Annotated in this window: 15 protein-coding genes; 12 read left to right on the top strand and 3 right to left on the bottom strand. The window is 71.4% G+C overall.

Going from position 1 to position 15,659, the window contains the following annotated elements; all coding sequences use genetic code 11:
- Positions 1-6: 6 nt before the first annotated feature.
- Complete coding sequence (locus ASF37_RS11885; RefSeq protein WP_156364657.1) at positions 7-456, bottom strand: metallopeptidase family protein; 450 nt, start codon at positions 454-456, stop codon at positions 7-9.
- Positions 457-505: 49 nt separating this feature from the next.
- On the opposite strand from ASF37_RS11885, the gene ASF37_RS11880 reads away from it, so the two are divergent.
- The 12 genes from ASF37_RS11880 to secA all read left to right on the top strand — a co-directional run bounded on the left by ASF37_RS11880 (position 506) and on the right by secA (position 14,328).
- Entirely contained in the window at positions 506-841 is a 336-nt protein-coding gene (locus ASF37_RS11880; RefSeq protein WP_055968889.1) for a DUF3499 domain-containing protein, read from the top strand.
- Positions 842-2,203, top strand: coding sequence for a phosphomannomutase/phosphoglucomutase (locus ASF37_RS11875; RefSeq protein ID WP_056580777.1), 1,362 nt, complete (start codon positions 842-844; stop codon positions 2,201-2,203).
- An 18-nt stretch (positions 2,204-2,221) separates the two neighbouring features.
- Positions 2,222-2,392: a Trm112 family protein gene (locus tag ASF37_RS16925; RefSeq protein ID WP_082480477.1), complete on the top strand. Its 171-nt coding sequence runs from the start codon at positions 2,222-2,224 to the stop codon at positions 2,390-2,392.
- Between the two features lie 42 nt (positions 2,393-2,434).
- Entirely contained in the window at positions 2,435-3,877 is a 1,443-nt protein-coding gene (gene ahcY, locus ASF37_RS11870; RefSeq protein ID WP_055968883.1) for an adenosylhomocysteinase, read from the top strand.
- Positions 3,878-3,926: 49 nt separating this feature from the next.
- Positions 3,927-4,619: an MtrAB system response regulator MtrA gene (gene mtrA, locus ASF37_RS11865; protein ID WP_055968881.1), complete on the top strand. Its 693-nt coding sequence runs from the start codon at positions 3,927-3,929 to the stop codon at positions 4,617-4,619.
- A gap of 91 nt (positions 4,620-4,710) precedes the next feature.
- Entirely contained in the window at positions 4,711-6,204 is a 1,494-nt protein-coding gene (mtrB, locus tag ASF37_RS11860) for an MtrAB system histidine kinase MtrB (RefSeq protein WP_156366811.1), read from the top strand.
- Positions 6,201-7,985, top strand: coding sequence for a GerMN domain-containing protein (locus ASF37_RS11855; protein ID WP_056580774.1), 1,785 nt, complete (start codon positions 6,201-6,203; stop codon positions 7,983-7,985). The genes mtrB and ASF37_RS11855 overlap by 4 nt, the downstream gene beginning before the upstream one ends.
- 85 nt (positions 7,986-8,070) lie before the next feature.
- Positions 8,071-8,838, top strand: a complete 768-nt coding sequence (locus ASF37_RS11850) for a ComF family protein (RefSeq protein WP_056580771.1) — start codon at positions 8,071-8,073, stop codon at positions 8,836-8,838.
- Between the two features lie 30 nt (positions 8,839-8,868).
- Positions 8,869-9,525, top strand: a complete 657-nt coding sequence (gene hpf / locus ASF37_RS11845) for a ribosome hibernation-promoting factor, HPF/YfiA family (RefSeq protein WP_055968873.1) — start codon at positions 8,869-8,871, stop codon at positions 9,523-9,525.
- Positions 9,526-9,557: 32 nt separating this feature from the next.
- Positions 9,558-10,223, top strand: coding sequence for a response regulator transcription factor (locus ASF37_RS11840; RefSeq protein ID WP_235492860.1), 666 nt, complete (start codon positions 9,558-9,560; stop codon positions 10,221-10,223).
- 81 nt (positions 10,224-10,304) lie between these two features.
- Entirely contained in the window at positions 10,305-11,510 is a 1,206-nt protein-coding gene (locus ASF37_RS11835) for a winged helix-turn-helix domain-containing protein (protein WP_235499993.1), read from the top strand.
- Between the two features lie 109 nt (positions 11,511-11,619).
- On the top strand, positions 11,620-14,328 hold the full coding sequence (secA, locus tag ASF37_RS11830; protein ID WP_200931230.1) for a preprotein translocase subunit SecA: 2,709 nt from the start codon (positions 11,620-11,622) through the stop codon (positions 14,326-14,328).
- A 76-nt stretch (positions 14,329-14,404) separates the two neighbouring features.
- Here secA and ASF37_RS11825 read toward each other — a convergent pair whose 3' ends face one another.
- Together ASF37_RS11825 and ASF37_RS11820 are read right to left on the bottom strand one after the other, a co-directional pair.
- Positions 14,405-14,896 (bottom strand): Rv3235 family protein, encoded by a 492-nt coding sequence (locus ASF37_RS11825; RefSeq protein ID WP_056580766.1) that lies wholly within the window; start codon positions 14,894-14,896, stop codon positions 14,405-14,407.
- On the bottom strand, positions 14,893-15,552 hold the full coding sequence (locus ASF37_RS11820; protein WP_056580764.1) for a LysM peptidoglycan-binding domain-containing protein: 660 nt from the start codon (positions 15,550-15,552) through the stop codon (positions 14,893-14,895). Before ASF37_RS11820 ends, ASF37_RS11825 begins: the two co-directional genes overlap by 4 nt.
- Between the last annotated feature and the right edge of the window lie 107 nt (positions 15,553-15,659).

The following is a 15,659-nucleotide window of genomic DNA, read 5'->3' as shown; positions in this document are numbered from 1 at the left end:
TCGTGGTCAGCGAGGATCGAGGTCGTCGGGGGAGACCTGCCAGACCTCGGCGAGACGGTGCAGGACGACGTCCCAGACCCGGTCCTCGAGCTCGACCCGGCTCGTGCAGCGGTCGGTGAGCGGTCGGCGGTAGAGCACCACGAGGGCCACGTCGCCGCGTCGCGACAGGTTGCTCAGCGGCACCTCGTCGGTCCAGTCGGCCGGCAGCAGGGGGACGTCCTCGACGACGACCTCGACCTCGTCGGGCTCGGCGTCGAAGTGCTTCTCGAGCGGCGCGAGCACACCGGCGACCAGGTGGTCGAACTCCTCGCGGGGCGTCCGGTGGGCCGGGACGCTCGCCGGTGACAACGGGCCGGGCAGGGCGAGTGGCCCGCGTGCAGCGCGTCGGCGCGCCCGCATCCGACCGGGCCGGGGTCCGCTCACCGCCCCGCCGAGGTGCTGCAGACGTCCCGCCACACCGAGAGCCTAACGGCCCGGAGGCCGATCACACGGCTACGCTCGGCGGGTGGGTGCTGTTCGACGCTGCACGCGGTCCGCGTGCTCCCAGCCGGCTGTGGCGACGCTGACCTATGTCTACGCCGACCAGACCGCGGTGCTCGGCCCGCTGGCCACGGCGGCGGAGCCGCACACCTACGACCTGTGCGAGGCCCACTCAGCCCGGTTGTCCGCGCCCAACGGCTGGAGCGTGCTGCGGCTCGCACCCGACCCGTCCACGGTGCGCCCGAGCCACGACGACCTCCTGGCGCTCGCCGACGCGGTGCGCGAGGTGGGCCGCCGACGTCCGCGCCCTGCACCGGGACCACCGGGACTGACCCTGGTCCCCCCACCGAACGAGGACTGAATGCACGCACGGCTGCGCCCTGTCGTCAAGGCCTACGACGTCCGTGGTCGGGTCCCCGACCAGCTCGACACCACGATCGCGCGGGCGCTGGGCGAGGCCTTCGCCGACGAGGTCGGCATCGCGGACGGCGGGGGACGCGCCGTGGTCGGCCGCGACATGCGGGCCTCCTCGCCCGACGTCGTCCGGGCGGTCGCCGACGGGATCCGGTCGCGCGGGGCCGACGTCGTCGACATCGGGCTCGCCTCCACCGACATGCTGTACTGCGCGTCCGGCGTGCTCGACGTCCCGGGCATCATGGTCACCGCCAGCCACAACCCTGCGGCCGACAACGGTCTCAAGCTGTGCCGTGCGGGCGCGCGACCGATCGGTCTGTCCACCGGCCTGGCGGCCATGGCCGAGGCGGCCGGTCCGCTGCTCGAGCGCGAGGAGTCCGCCGTGCCGGTACCGGTCGGCACGGTCGAGACGCTGGAGTTCCTGACCACCTACGCCGACACCCTGCTGCGCCTGGCGCCGGTCGAGGGCCGTCGGCTGAAGGTCGTGGTGGATGCCGGCAACGGCATGGCCGGGCACACGGTCCCCGCCGTGCTGGGCCGCCTCGACCTCGAGGTGATCGGTCTGTACCTCGAGCTCGACGGCACCTTCCCGAACCACGAGGCCAACCCGCTCGACCACACCACCCTGGTGGACCTGCAGGCCGCGGTCCGTGAGCACGGGGCCGACCTCGGCCTGGCGTTCGACGGGGACGCCGACCGCTGCTTCGTGATCGACGAGCACGGCGACGTCGTCGCGCCGTCCGCCATCACGGCGCTCGTGGCCTCGCGCCACCTGCTCCTCGAGCCCGGCGCCACCATCCTGCACAACGTCATCTGCTCGCGGGCCGTCCCCGAGATCGTCACCGAGCGCGGGGGAGTGCCCGTCCGGACGCCCGTCGGGCACTCGCTGATCAAGGCGGAGATGGCCCGCACCGGCGCGGTCTTCGGCGGCGAGCACTCCGGGCACTTCTACTTCCGCGAGTTCTACCTCGCCGACTCCGGGATGCTGGCGGCGCTGCACGTCCTGGCCGCCCTGGCCGAGACCGACTCCACGGTCAGCGCCCTCATGGCGGAGTACTCCCGCTACAGCGCGTCGGGCGAGATCAACAGTCGGGTCGACGACGCGGACGCCGTGATCGAACGACTCGTCCGCGCGTACGCCGACCACGAGCAGGACCGACTCGACGGCCTGACGGTGACCGCCGCCGACTGGTGGTTCAACGTGCGGGCCTCCAACACCGAGCCGCTGCTGCGGCTCAACGTCGAGGGTGCCGACGAGGCCACCATGGGACGGGTGCGCGACGAGGTGCTCGCCGCGATCCGGTCCTGAGCCCTCTAGAGTGGACGCATGATCCTCGACCCCGCACTCCTGGAGATCCTGGTCTGCCCGCAGTGCCGGTCGTCGCTGTTCGTCGACCACGACGCGTCGGAGCTGGTGTGCCAGGCCTGCAGCCTCGCCTACCCCGTCCGTGACGACATCCCGGTGATGCTGGTCGAGGAAGCGCGCGCTCTCTCCTGACTCCCCCCACGGACCAGGGGCGGGCCGGGTATCCTGGGCGACATGGATTTCAACGTCGCTGACCTGTCGCTCGCCGAGTTCGGACGCAAGGAGATCGAGCTCGCCGAGCACGAGATGCCGGGCCTGATGGCCATGCGCGAGCGCTTCGGGGACAAGAAGCCCCTCGCGGGCGCCCGCATCGCCGGTTCCCTGCACATGACGGTCCAGACCGCCGTGCTGATCGAGACCCTCGCCGACCTGGGTGCCGACATCCGCTGGGCCACCTGCAACATCTTCTCCACCCAGGACCACGCGGCCGCTGCGGTCGTCGTCGGCCCCCACGGCACGCCGGACGACCCGCAGGGCGTCCCGGTCTTCGCCTGGAAGGGCGAGAGCCTCGCCGAGTACTGGGACGAGGCCGAGAAGGTCTTCGACTTCCCCGGTGTTGACGGCGAGGTGGGCGGACCGAACATGCTCCTCGACGACGGTGGCGACATCACGATGCTGCTGCACCTCGGCGTCGAGTACGAGAAGGTCGGCGCCGTGCCGCCGCAGGACTCCACCGACAACGAGGAGTTCAAGGAGGTGCTGCGCGTCCTGGCCCGCTCGCTCGAGAACGACCCCAAGCGCTGGACGAACCGCGCTCCGCTCGTGAAGGGCGTCTCGGAGGAGACCACCACCGGCGTGCTGCGCCTCTACGACCGCTTCCGCGAGGGCACGCTGCTCTTCCCGGCGATCAACGTCAACGACTCGGTCACCAAGAGCAAGTTCGACAACAAGTACGGCTGCCGTCACTCGCTCATCGACGGCATCAACCGCGCCACCGACGTGATGATCGGCGGCAAGGTCGCGGTCGTGTGCGGCTACGGCGACGTCGGCAAGGGCTCGGCGGAGTCGCTGCGCGGCCAGGGTGCGCGCGTCATCGTCACCGAGATCGACCCCATCTGCGCCCTCCAGGCCGCGATGGACGGCTACGAGGTCAAGCGTCTCGAGTCCGTCGTCGAGACGGCAGACATCTTCATCACCACGACGGGCAACTTCGACATCATCACCGTCGAGCACTTCGAGAAGATGAAGAACCAGGCCATCGTCGGCAACATCGGCCACTTCGACAACGAGATCAACATGGCGGGCCTGGCCAAGATCCCCGGCATCGTCAAGGACGAGATCAAGCCGCAGGTCCACCAGTGGATCTTCCCCGACGGCAAGAAGATCATCGTGCTCTCGGAGGGTCGCCTGCTCAACCTCGGCAACGCCACCGGCCACCCGTCGTTCGTGATGAGCAACTCCTTCACCAACCAGGTGCTCGCGCAGGTCGAGCTGTTCACGAAGGCCGACCAGTACGAGCTGGGCGTGCACGTGCTGCCCAAGCACCTCGACGAGGAGGTCGCCCGTCTGCACCTCGACGCCCTGGGTGTCGAGCTCACCGAGCTCACGAAGGAGCAGGCCGCGTACCTCGGCGTCGACGTGGCGGGGCCGTACAAGTCGGACCTCTACCGCTACTGAGGGTGGTGAGAGCGAGCACGATGGTCCGGCACACGGCGGTCGAGCGTCGATGAGCTACCGGCGCAGCAAGCGCGACCGGGTGCTCGTCGTCGACGACGACGCGTCGCTCGCCGAGATGCTGACCATCGTGCTCGAGGCCGAGGGGCTCACGACCCTCGTCTGCCGGTCCGGCGACGAGGTGATGACGGCCTTCGGGGCGTTCAAGCCCGACGTGGTGCTGCTCGACCTCATGCTGCCGGGCATGGACGGCATGAAGGTGTGTCGGCAGATCCGTGCCGGCTCGGCCGTGCCGATCATCATGCTCACGGCCAAGTCCGACACCCCCGACGTGGTGCGCGGTCTCGAGGCCGGGGCGGACGACTACATCACCAAGCCGTTCAAGAACACCGAGCTGGTGGCGCGGGTGCGGGCGCGCCTGCGTCGCACCGATGCGGTGGGCGAGGTGCTCGAGTTCGGCGACATCGTGCTCGACCCGGCGGCCCACACCGTGAGCCGCAAGGGACGTCCGCTCGACCTGACACCGCTGGAGTTCGACCTGCTGGCGTGCCTGCTGGGCAACCCCGAGCAGGTGTTCACCCGCGAGGTGCTCCTCGAGCGCGTGTGGGGGTACCACCACCCGGGCGACACCAAGCTCGTGAACGTCCACATGACCCGGCTGCGGTCCAAGATCGAGGACGACGCCGAGTCGCCCGAGGTGATCCGCACCGTGCGCGGCGTGGGCTACCAGGCCATCGCGCCATGACGACGACGCCGGCTCCGGCCACCCGGCGTCGGCGGGCCACGTGATCCGGCGGGTCGCCTCGCTCTGGCGTCGCTCGCTGCAGACGCGGGTGGTGACCAGCACCGTCCTGCTCGTGGCGCTGGTGGTGGGTCTCGTGGGGTGGGCGCTGCTGCAGCAGGTCGCCGACGGTCTCACCGAGAGCCGCAGCGACACCGCGGTGGCCGAGGCCCGGACGGGTTTCGAGAAGGCCCAGGCCGAGCTCGACGCGGCGGTGGAGACGCAGCCCCAGGCGCAGGCTCCCACCCTGACCCAGCTGGTCGACTCCGTCACCGACACCGACAGCGAGAACCGTGCCTACGAGCTCGTGCTCGAGGGGCCGCTCGGCTCCGGCAGCGGGGCACCGCCGGTCCGCTCGTCGGCCGAGCTCGCCCCGGGGTCCCTGCCGACGGACCTGCGAGCGGAGGTCCTGGACGGTCCGGGCGTGTTCTGGCGCTACTCCGAGCTGTCGCTCGTGGGTGCCGACGCCAGCCCGGCCGTGGTGGTCGGCAGCCAGCTGCGGTCGCCGGGGACGGGCGACACCTACGCCCTCTTCTACCTGTTCTCCCTCTCCGAGCAGCAGCAGACGCTGTCGCTCGTGCGCAACGCGCTGCTGCTCGGCGGCCTGGCCATGGTGCTCATGGTCGGCGGGGTCGCCTTCATCGTGTCGCGCCAGGTCCTCACGCCCGTCCGGCTGGCCCGACGCATCGCGGAGCGGTACGCCGCCGGCAGCCTCGAGCAGCGCATGCACGTGAGTGGCGAGGACGACATCGCCCGGCTGTCCACGTCGTTCAACCAGATGGCCGCCAGCCTGCAGAGCCAGATCCGACGTCTCGAGGACCTCTCGCGTCTGCAGCAGCGGTTCGTCTCCGACGTCTCCCACGAGCTGCGCACCCCGCTCACGACGGTGCAGATGGCGAGCGAGGTGCTGTTCGACGCAAGGCGTCGCTTCGACCCCCAGACGGCTCGCTCGACCGAGCTCCTCAAGCGGGAGCTGGACCGGTTCGAGGAGCTGCTGTCGAACCTGCTCGACCTCAGCCGGTTCGACGCGGGAGCGGCGCAGCTCGAGCTCGCCGACGTCGACCTCGCGCGGGTGGCCCGCGCCGCGGCCGAGGACCCGATCCTGGCGCGCGGCGGCATCGTTGGCCGTGCGGTGGGTGCAGATCGTCCGGCGGTGGTGCAGGCCGACATCCGCCGCATCGACCGGATCGTGCGCAACCTCGTCGCCAACGCGGCGAAGTACAGCGGGTCCGACGTCGTCGAGATCGAGGTCGCCCAGGACGCGTTCGCGGTCTCGCTCGCGGTCCGCGACTTCGGCGTGGGCCTGCAGGGTGACGAGAACCTGCGGGTCTTCGACCGGTTCTGGCGCGCCGATCCGGCGCGCACCCAGGGCGGCACCGGCCTGGGCCTGGCGATCTCGCGCGAGGACGCCGTGCTGCACGGTGGCACCCTCCAGGCATGGGGCAGGGCGGGCGAGGGCAGCGAGTTCGTGCTGACCCTCCCTCGCGTCGTCGACCCGGCCAGACGTTCCGTCGCGCCGCTGCCCGTGGTCCGCAGGGTCTTCGCGTGAGGGGCCTGCGGCTGGTCGCCGCGGCGACCGTCCTGGTGGTCGTGGCAGGCTGCTCGGGCATCCCGACCGGCGGGACCGTGCAGCAGGTCCGCGAGGACGACGACCTCGGCCAGAGCACGGTGCGCTACGCCCCGGCCCCGCCGAGCCCGGGCGCCACGCCACAGCAGGTGGTCTCCGGCTACCTCGACGCGATGCTCGCGTTCCCGCCGTCGACCGGTGTGGCCGAGCAGTACCTCACGCAGGGCGCGGCGGAGCGCTGGAACCCGGCCGCCGCCACGCACGTCTACCGCGACCCGCTGGTGTCCGCCGTGCGTGCGGACCGTCGCGACGACGGCATGCAGGTGGAGCTGACCGCACGGGGGGTGCTCGACCTCGACGCGCGCGGTCGCGTCGAGCCCGCCGCCACCCGGGAACGACGCTCGTTCGGCCTGCAGCAGGTGGACGGGGAGTGGCGGATCTCGGCACCACCCGAGGGCCTGCTGGTCACCGAGAAGTTCTACACCGACTACTACCGGGCGTTCCCGGTGTTCTTCTTCGACCGCTCCGGTGAGCGTCTGGCGCCCTCGGTGGTGCACCTGCCGGCGGGTGAACAGCTCGCGACGTCGCTCGTGACGTCGCTGGCGCGGGGTCCGTCCGACCCCACCGCCCAGCTCCGGACCTACGTGCCCGGCCTGGGCGACCTGCGCCCGTCGGTCCCGGTGGACGCCGAGGGCGTCGCCGAGGTCGACCTGGGGCCTGATGCCGCGCAGCTGTCGGTCGCCGACCAGGGGCGTCTGGCGGCACAGCTGGTCTGGACGCTGAGCCAGGTCCGCGACGTGACCGGTGTGCGGGTCTCGGCGGGCGCCACCGTGCTGACACCGCGGGGACAGCGGGTCCAGCCGGTCGGGTCGTGGCGGCGGTACGTGCCCCGCGCCGTGGAGTCGGGGCCCTTCGCCGTGCTCGACGGGGAGGACGCCGGCGTCGTCGAGATCGTGGGTGCCACGATCCGCCCGGTGCCCGAGGCGTGGGCCGTCGAGCCGGACGAGACCGCCGCCATCGACGTGGGGCCGTCGCGGGTGGCCACGCTGTCTCGCTCGGGCGACGTGCTCGTGGTCCGCAGGACCACGGGCGAGGATCGGGTGGAGGTCGCGGTGACGGACCTCGTCTCGGCCCGGTGGCTCCCCGACGACGTGCTCGTCGTCGTCGACCGCCCCGGCGGCGGGTCGCGGGTGCGGGTCGTCGAGCCCGACGCCACGCGGTCGATCCCGTCGGCGGGGCTCGCGTCGCTGGACGTCACGTCGTTCGCCCTCTCGCCCGACGGGTCGCGGTACGCCATCACGACCGCGGGCGGGGGTTCCGGGCCGGGGGCGGAAGACGGAGCGGGCGGGGGTTCCGGGCCGGGGGCGGAGGACGGCACCGGCGGGGGCGGCCTGGTCCGCATCGGGGCGGTGGAGCGGTCCGCCGACGACCGCGTGGTGGGACTCGGTGCGTCCGTCGCGCTGCGATGGGACGTCGGCCGGCCGGCCTCGGTGGCCTGGGTCGACGGAGCGCGCCTGGCGTTCCTCGGTGACACCGACCTGGGGCGGCAGGTCTTCGAGGGCATGGCCGACGGCACGGAGCTGGAGGGTGGCGGGGCCGGCGGCGCGCCGGTGCTGCCCGACGTCGGTGCTCGGACCCTCGTGGTCGCGGGGGAGCAGCGCTGGGCCGTCGACCGGCGCGACCGGCTCTGGTACCTCGGGCCCGGAGCCACCTGGACGCGGCTCGGCGTCGGAGCGGTGAGCACGCTGTCCCCAGGGGTCTGATCCCGCCGACGGGTCGTGGTCCCCCTCGTCCACACCCTGCGGGGCACCCCTGGTGCGAGGTCCTTGGCCGGCCCACGCTCGTGGGGTGGAACCTCTGCTCGCCGCGGCCGACCTGCTGCTCGGCGCTGCCTGCGCGGGCTGCGGGTGCCCGGCCGTGGACCTGTGCGGACCGTGCCGGCGCAGGATCGCACCGCGACCGCGCCTGGTCGCGGACCGACCGGTCCCCGTCGTGGCGGTCGGGGAGCACGAGGGTGTGCTGCGTGACGTGATGCTGGCCTGGAAGCGGGGCGGACACACGCGGCTGGGCCCGACGATCGGTGCGCTCGTCGCGGCGTCCGTGTGCGCGCTGGAGCCGGGCCCCGCCGTCTGCCTGGTGCCGGTGCCGACCACCAGACGCGGCCGACGTCGGCGCGGTGGTGACCTGCTGACGAGCGCGGTGCAGGAGGCCTCGCGGCGCCTGGAGGCGGTGGGGCTGCGGTCGACGGTGGTGCCCGCCCTGACCTTCGAGCGGGAGCCGAGGGACCAGGTGGGCCTGGCTGCACGGGAGCGTCGTGGGAATCTCGACGGCGCGCTGCGACGGTCGCGTCGTCGCCTCACCGGTGGTGCGGACGTGGTGGTCGTCGACGACGTCGTCACCACGGGGGCCACGCTGGCCGAGGCCGTCCGCGTGCTCGTCTCCGACGGCGTCGGTGTGCTCGGTGCCGCCGTCGTGGCAGCACGTCCGGCGCCCGGATCGACCACGAGGGACGTCCGCGAGGGCCGGGGTCGTGGGCGGGGACACCCGCCGTTCGGGACGAACTCGGCCGTCCTCTGGAATATGGGCCCCCGGCGGTCTACGGTCACTGATATGTGAAACGCACGACCGAGCGCAGGGAGGCCCTCCATGGAAATCGTCGTCAACGGCCGGAACAGCGAGATCTCCGAACGATTCCGCGAGCACGTCCAGGACAAGCTGCACCGGATCGAGAAGTACGACCAGCGCCAGAAGATCCACCGCGTCGAGGTCGAGGTCACCCACGAGAAGAACCCTCGTCAGCACGAGCACGCCGCCCGCGTCGAGATGACCCTGCGCTCCAGGGGGCCGGCGGTCCGGGCCGAGGCGAGCTCCACCGACCAGCACTCGGCGCTCGACTCGGCGATCGACAAGCTGGAGGCGCAGCTGCGTCGCGCGACCGATCGCCGCCGGATCAGCCACGGCAAGCGTCGACCCACCTCGATCGCGGAGATGCCGGCCGACCTCTCGACCGACCTGCTCGACGGCAGCCAGGACGACCCCGACGTGGAGACCACCACGATCGCCGGCGTGGAGGTCCAGGGCGACTGCCCGCTCGTGGTGCGCGAGAAGACGCACAGCGGCGTCCCCATGACCCTCGAGCAGGCGCTCTACGAGATGGAGCTGGTCGGTCACGACTTCTACCTGTTCCTCGAGAAGGACTCGATGCGTCCGAGCGTCGTGTACCTGCGCAAGGGCTACGACTACGGCGTCATCCACCTCGACGTCGACGAGTCGGGCTCGATCGAGGGCGGGATCGCCCCCTGACGCGAACGCGCGCTGCGTGGCATGATGCGGGAGTGACTTCTCGGGCACCTCGTATCCGCGTGCTGCTCGTCGACGACCAAGAGCTGTTCCGTCGTGGCGTGTCGATGGTGCTGAGCGCCGACGCCGACCTCGAGCTCGTCGAGGTCGGCGACGGCGACCAGGCCATCGCAGCGGTGGAGGAGACCCCGGCCGACGTGGTCCTGCTCGACGTCCGCATGCCGGGTCGCTCCGGGGTCGAGGTCTGCAAGGCGATCAAGGCCATCTCGCCCTCGACCGGCATCATCATGCTGACCGCCAGCGACGAGGAGTCCGACCTCTACGAGTCGATCCGCAGCGGCGCCTCCGGGTACCTGCTCAAGGACGGATCGACCTACGACCAGGTCGCCGAGGCCGTCCGGCTCGTGGCGGCGGGCCAGTCGCTGATCAGCCCCAGCATGGCCACCAAGCTGCTCGACGAGTTCGTGCAGATGTCGCGCAGCCCGGCGCCGGCCACGGCGCAGCTGACCCAGCGCGAGCTGCAGGTGCTGCGGCTGGTCGCGAAGGGGCTGAGCAACCGCGAGATCGCCGAGGAGCTCTACATCAGCGAGAACACGGTCAAGAACCACATCCGCAACATGCTCGAGAAGCTGCAGATGAAGTCGCGCATGGAGGCAGCCATGTACGCGGTGCGCAGCAACCTGCTCGACGACTCGGTCTGAGCGCTCCCGGGGTCGTGGTCGATCCGCGCTGACGGCTCCTGCAGGATCCGTCCGTCCGTGCGGCAGGGCAGGATCGACGGTGTGACCGAACGACTCTCGACCCTGCAGGCCCGCCGGATCGCCCTCGCGGCGCAGGGCTTCACGCGGCCCCGCCCCGACGCGGTCGAGCGGCGCCACCTGGTCTCGACCCTGCGCCGTCTGGGCTTCTTCCAGATCGACTCGGTGAACGTGCTGCAACGGGCGCACTACCTGCCGCTGTACTCACGCGTCGGGCCGTACGACCTCGAGGTCTTCCATCGCGCGGCAGGGCGCGCACCGCGCGCGATGTTCGAGTACTGGGCGCACGTCGCGACCTTCGTCGACGTCGACCTGTGGCCGGCCATGCAGCACCGCATGGCGGGCCGGCGCGGTCTGTGGGGCGGACCCGAGCGCGTGGCGCAGGAGCAGCCCGACCTCGTCGACGCCGTGCTGGAGCACGTGGCCACGCACGGCCCGCGCACCGCTCGCCAGGTCGACGCCGCCGTCGGCGAGGAGGCCGATCGGGACCGGTCCCACTGGGGCTGGAACTGGTCGGCCACGAAGAACGCGCTCGAGTACCTCTTCCACACCGGGCAGCTCACGTCGGCGCGACGCACCGCGCAGTTCGAGCGCCAGTACGACCTGCCCGAGCGGGTGATCCCCGCGGCGGTGCTGGCGCGACCCGCGCTCGACGAGGCCGAGGCGCACCGGGTCATGGTCGAGCACGCGGCGCGAGCCCACGGGGTCGCCACCGCCCCGTGCCTGCGCGACTACTTCCGCTCCGCCCCCGAACCCACGCGGGCCGCCATCGAGGACCTGGCCGACGCCGGCGTCCTGCTGCCGGTCCAGGTCCGGGGGTGGGACCGGCCGGCCTGGCTGCACCACGAGGCCGTCCGGCCGCGCGCGGTGCGTGCACGCGCCCTGCTCAGCCCGTTCGACCCGGTCGTCTTCGAGCGCGAGCGTGCGGAGCGGCTGTTCGGCTTCCGCTACCGCATCGAGATCTACGTGCCCGAGGACCAGCGCGAGTTCGGGTACTACGTGCTGCCCTTCCTGCTCGGCGACGACCTGGTCGCCCGGGTCGACCTCAAGGCGGACCGGTCGCGCGGCACGCTCGTCGTGCACGGCGCCTGGGCCGAGGCCGGCGCGCCGGGCGACACCACGGCCGAGCTCGCCGAGGAGCTGCGCACCATGGCGGCCTGGCTCGGTCTCACCGCGATCGAGATCGGCCACCGCGGCGACCTCGTCGAGGGGCTGCGCGACCGGGTGTAGTGGTTCGGAGACGGGGTCCACGACCCGACCCCGGACGTCAGGCCGCTCGGCATAGACTGCGAGAAGCCCGACTTACCAACTCAGGAGTGCGTCCACCGTGCCCAAGGTCATCGACAAGATCCTCCGCGCAGGCGAAGGCAAGATCCTGCGACAGCTCGCCGCGATCTCCAAGCAGGTCAACGCGCTCGAGGACGAGTTCCGCGAGATGAGCGAGGACGAGCTGCGCGGCATGACCGCCGAGTTCCGTGAGCGCCTCGACAACGGCGAGACCCTCGACGACCTGATGCCCGAGGCGTTCGCCACGGTGCGCGAGGCCGCGAGCCGGGTGCTCGGGCAGCGGCACTTCGACGTGCAGGTCCAGGGCGGCGCCGCGCTGCACCTCGGCAACATCGCGGAGATGAAGACCGGTGAGGGCAAGACCCTCGTCGCGACGCTCCCCAGCTACCTCAACGCCCTCACGGGCAAGGGCGTGCACGTCATCACGGTCAACGACTACCTCGCGCGGTACCACGCCGAGTGGATGGGGCGGGTCTACACCTACCTCGGGCTCAGCGTCGGCATGATCCTGCCGAGCATGACCCCGCCGGAGCGCCGCGACGCCTACGCGTGCGACATCACCTACGGCACCAACAACGAGTTCGGCTTCGACTACCTGCGCGACAACATGGCCGACGACATCGCGGCCTGCGTCCAGCGCGGACACAACTTCGCCATCGTCGACGAGGTCGACTCGATCCTCATCGACGAGGCCCGCACGCCGCTCATCATCTCCGGCCCCACCGAGGACGAGGTGAAGTGGTACGGCGAGTTCGCGCGCATCGTGGGCGCGATGACCATCGACGTGCACTACGAGGTCGACGAGAAGAAGCGCACCGTCTCGGTCACCGAGGAGGGCATCGACCGCGTCGAGGACCAGCTCGGCATCGACAACCTCTACGACGCGGTGAACACCCCGCTCATCAGCTTCCTCAACAACGCCATCAAGGCCAAGGAGCTGTTCCGGCTCGACAAGGACTACGTGGTCCTCGACGGCAACGTGATCATCGTGGACGAGCACACCGGCCGCATCCTCGACGGACGTCGCTACAACGAGGGACTGCACCAGGCCATCGAGGCCAAGGAGGGTGTCCGGATCCGCGAGGAGTACCAGACCCTGGCGACCATCACGCTGCAGAACTACTTCCGTCTGTACGACAAGCTCGGCGGCATGACCGGTACGGCCATGACCGAGGCGAGCGAGTTCGACAAGACCTACTCGCTCGGCGTGGTGCCCATCCCCACCAACAAGCCCGTGGCCCGTGCCGACCAGCCCGACCTCGTCTACCGCACGGAGGCGGCCAAGTTCGACGCCGTCGTGGAGGACATCGCGGAGCGGCACGCGACCGGCCAGCCGATCCTCGTCGGCACCACGAGCGTCGAGAAGAGCGAGCGACTCTCCAAGCTGCTGCGCAAGCGCGGCATCCCGCACGAGGTCCTGAACGCCAAGCAGCACGAGCGTGAGGCGGCCATCGTCGCCGTCGCAGGTCACCGCGGTGCGGTCACCGTCGCCACCAACATGGCCGGTCGAGGTACCGACATCATGCTCGGCGGCAGCGTCGAGTTCCTGGCCGACGCGGCCCTGCGCAAGCAGGGTCTCGACCCGCTCGAGAACGCCGAGGAGTACAGCGCCGCCTGGCCGGCCACCCTCGAGCGCATCGAGGCCCAGGTCGCCGAGGAGAAGCAGGCCGTCACGGACGCCGGCGGCCTTGCTGTCATCGGCACCGAGCGCCACGAGTCGCGCCGCATCGACAACCAGCTGCGTGGACGTTCTGGCCGCCAGGGCGACCCGGGCGAGACGCGCTTCTACCTGTCGCTCGAGGACGACCTGATGCGCCTGTTCAAGGCCGACTGGGTCAACTGGGTGCTCCAGACGATGAAGATCCCCGACGACGTGCCGATCGAGAACAAGCGCGTCACGGGTGCGATCGCCTCGGCCCAGAGCCAGGTCGAGTCGCAGAACTTCGAGACCCGCAAGAACATCCTCAAGTACGACGACGTCATGAGCCGTCAGCGCGAGGTCATCTACGGCGAGCGCCGCAAGGTGCTCGAGGGCGCCGACCTGCAGGACCAGGTCACGACGATGATCACCGACACCGTCACCGGCTACGTCAACGGCGCCACCGAGGGCTTCCCCGAGCAGTGGGACCTCGAGCAGCTGTGGACCGCCCTCGGCACGCTCTACCCGGTCTCCCGCACCGTGGAGGAGATCGAGGAGGAGGCCGGCGGACGCGAGCACCTCTCCCGCGAGGGCCTGGTCGAGACCATGACCGAGGACGCACTCGCCGCCTACGCGCGCCGCGAGGAGGAGCTCGGGGCTCCGGTCACCCGTGAGCTGGAGCGCCGTGTGGTGCTGAGCGTGCTCGATCGCAAGTGGCGTGAGCACCTGTACGAGATGGACTACCTGCGCGAGGGAATCGGTCTGCGGGCCTACTCGCAGCGTGACCCGCTCGTGGAGTACCAGCGCGAGGGCTTCGACCTGTTCAGCGCCATGATGGACAGCATCGCCGAGGAGTCGGTGGGCTTCCTGTTCAACCTCGACGTCCAGGTGGAGGAGAGCGCCGTCGACGAGACGCACGACCACCCGCACGTCCAGGCCAAGGGTCTGGAGCCGAAGGCGGAGCAGAAGCTCTCCTACTCGGCGCCGTCCGAGGACGGCGACGTCGAGGTCCGCGCCGACGACGAGGACCCCGCTGCCGACAAGCAGCGTCAGGCCAAGCAGAAGTCCAAGGCACGCCAGAAGACCAAGGCGCAGCGCCAGTCCCGCAAGCGCAACCGCTGAGCCGGGCTCGCCGGGTCCGAGGGCCCGGCGAGCAAGGACTCCTCCGGTCGCGGGCTCGAGGGCCCGAGGGCGGGTCCTAGGCCCAGACGAGGGCGGTGCAGGTCCACACCTGGCGTCCGCGGGGCGAGGTGACGAGCTCCAGCCGCAGGGCGACGGCGCGCGATCGCCCGCGGTGCACCATGCGTCCGGTGACCTCGACCGCGCCCGCGTGCACGACGCTGAGGTGGACGGACGCCAGGCGTCCGCCGATGGCGCGCTCGTCGCGACGTCGGGGTCGTCCGGAGCGATCGGCCGCCAGCGCGGTGACGAGGGCCGCGTGGGCGTCGGGCGTCATCCAGGCCGACAGCTGACGGGCCGGTCGGCCCCCGCAGAGCACCTCGGTGAGCCCCTGCATGAAGCGGGCGATCGGCGCGCGCAGCTGGCGTGCGAGCTCCTCGCCGTCGCGGGTCCGTGGGACGGGGACCACGGACGAGGGTGAACCGGGCAGTGGCAGGGGCAGCTGGGCGGGGAGCGCGTCCTCGTCGGTGATGAAGCGCGCCGGGGTCCGGAGCTCGGTCGCGGCCCTCATGCTGCTCCTCCGGGGGCCACCAGGCGCTGGCCGGGACGGATGAGGTCGGGGTCGGAGCCGATGACCTCGAGGTTCGCGAGGTACCACCGCCTCGCCGCGTCGGCGATCTCGCCGTCGTGGGCCGAGGGCCCGAGCGAGCGTGCCGCGATGGACCAGAGGGTGTCGCCGGGGGCGACGAGCACGATCTCGCGTCCCTGTGGCGGAGGTGCCGACGGTTCGACCGGGGCCACGAGCACCGGCCGGTCGGGCAGCGACAGTCCGTCGAGTCCGACACCGGTGGTGCGGTGCCCGGTGTCGGACCGGTGCAGGGCACCCTGGTCGGTCGTCTGCCGATCCGGACGAGGATGGTCGACGCCGGCGTGGGCGGTGCCGATCCCGAACCCGGTGACGACCCCGGCGAGCAGGATGCCGCGCAGGGCGCGGGGGACCAGGCGTCCGGCGGCTCGGGCCGCACCGCCGCCCAGGACGCACGCGCCCAGGGCCAGCGACGTCCACGTCGCGACGGCGAGCAGGGCCAGCTCGACGAGCGCGCCCAGGGCCACGGGGAACGACGGCGAGGAGAGCTGGTCGACGGTGGTGGGGACGTGCGGCAGGCGCAGGACGAGCGAGGTGAGGGCGAGGCTCCAGGTGGCGAAGCCGGTCCGGGACAGGCGCATCGGTCGTTTCCTTGCGTTTGACGACGTTTGATGGCAGTGAAGATCTTTCGTGTCGTGTCGTCAAGGGTTCGTGCACAGGGGTCGGACGCCCGTGCCCGCGCTACGGT

The organism is Aeromicrobium sp. Leaf289, from assembly GCF_001423335.1.
Classification (GTDB): Bacteria; Actinomycetota; Actinomycetes; order Propionibacteriales; family Nocardioidaceae; genus Aeromicrobium.
Note: the sequence above shows the minus strand (reverse complement) of the source record. Positions and strands in the feature narration are given on the sequence as shown.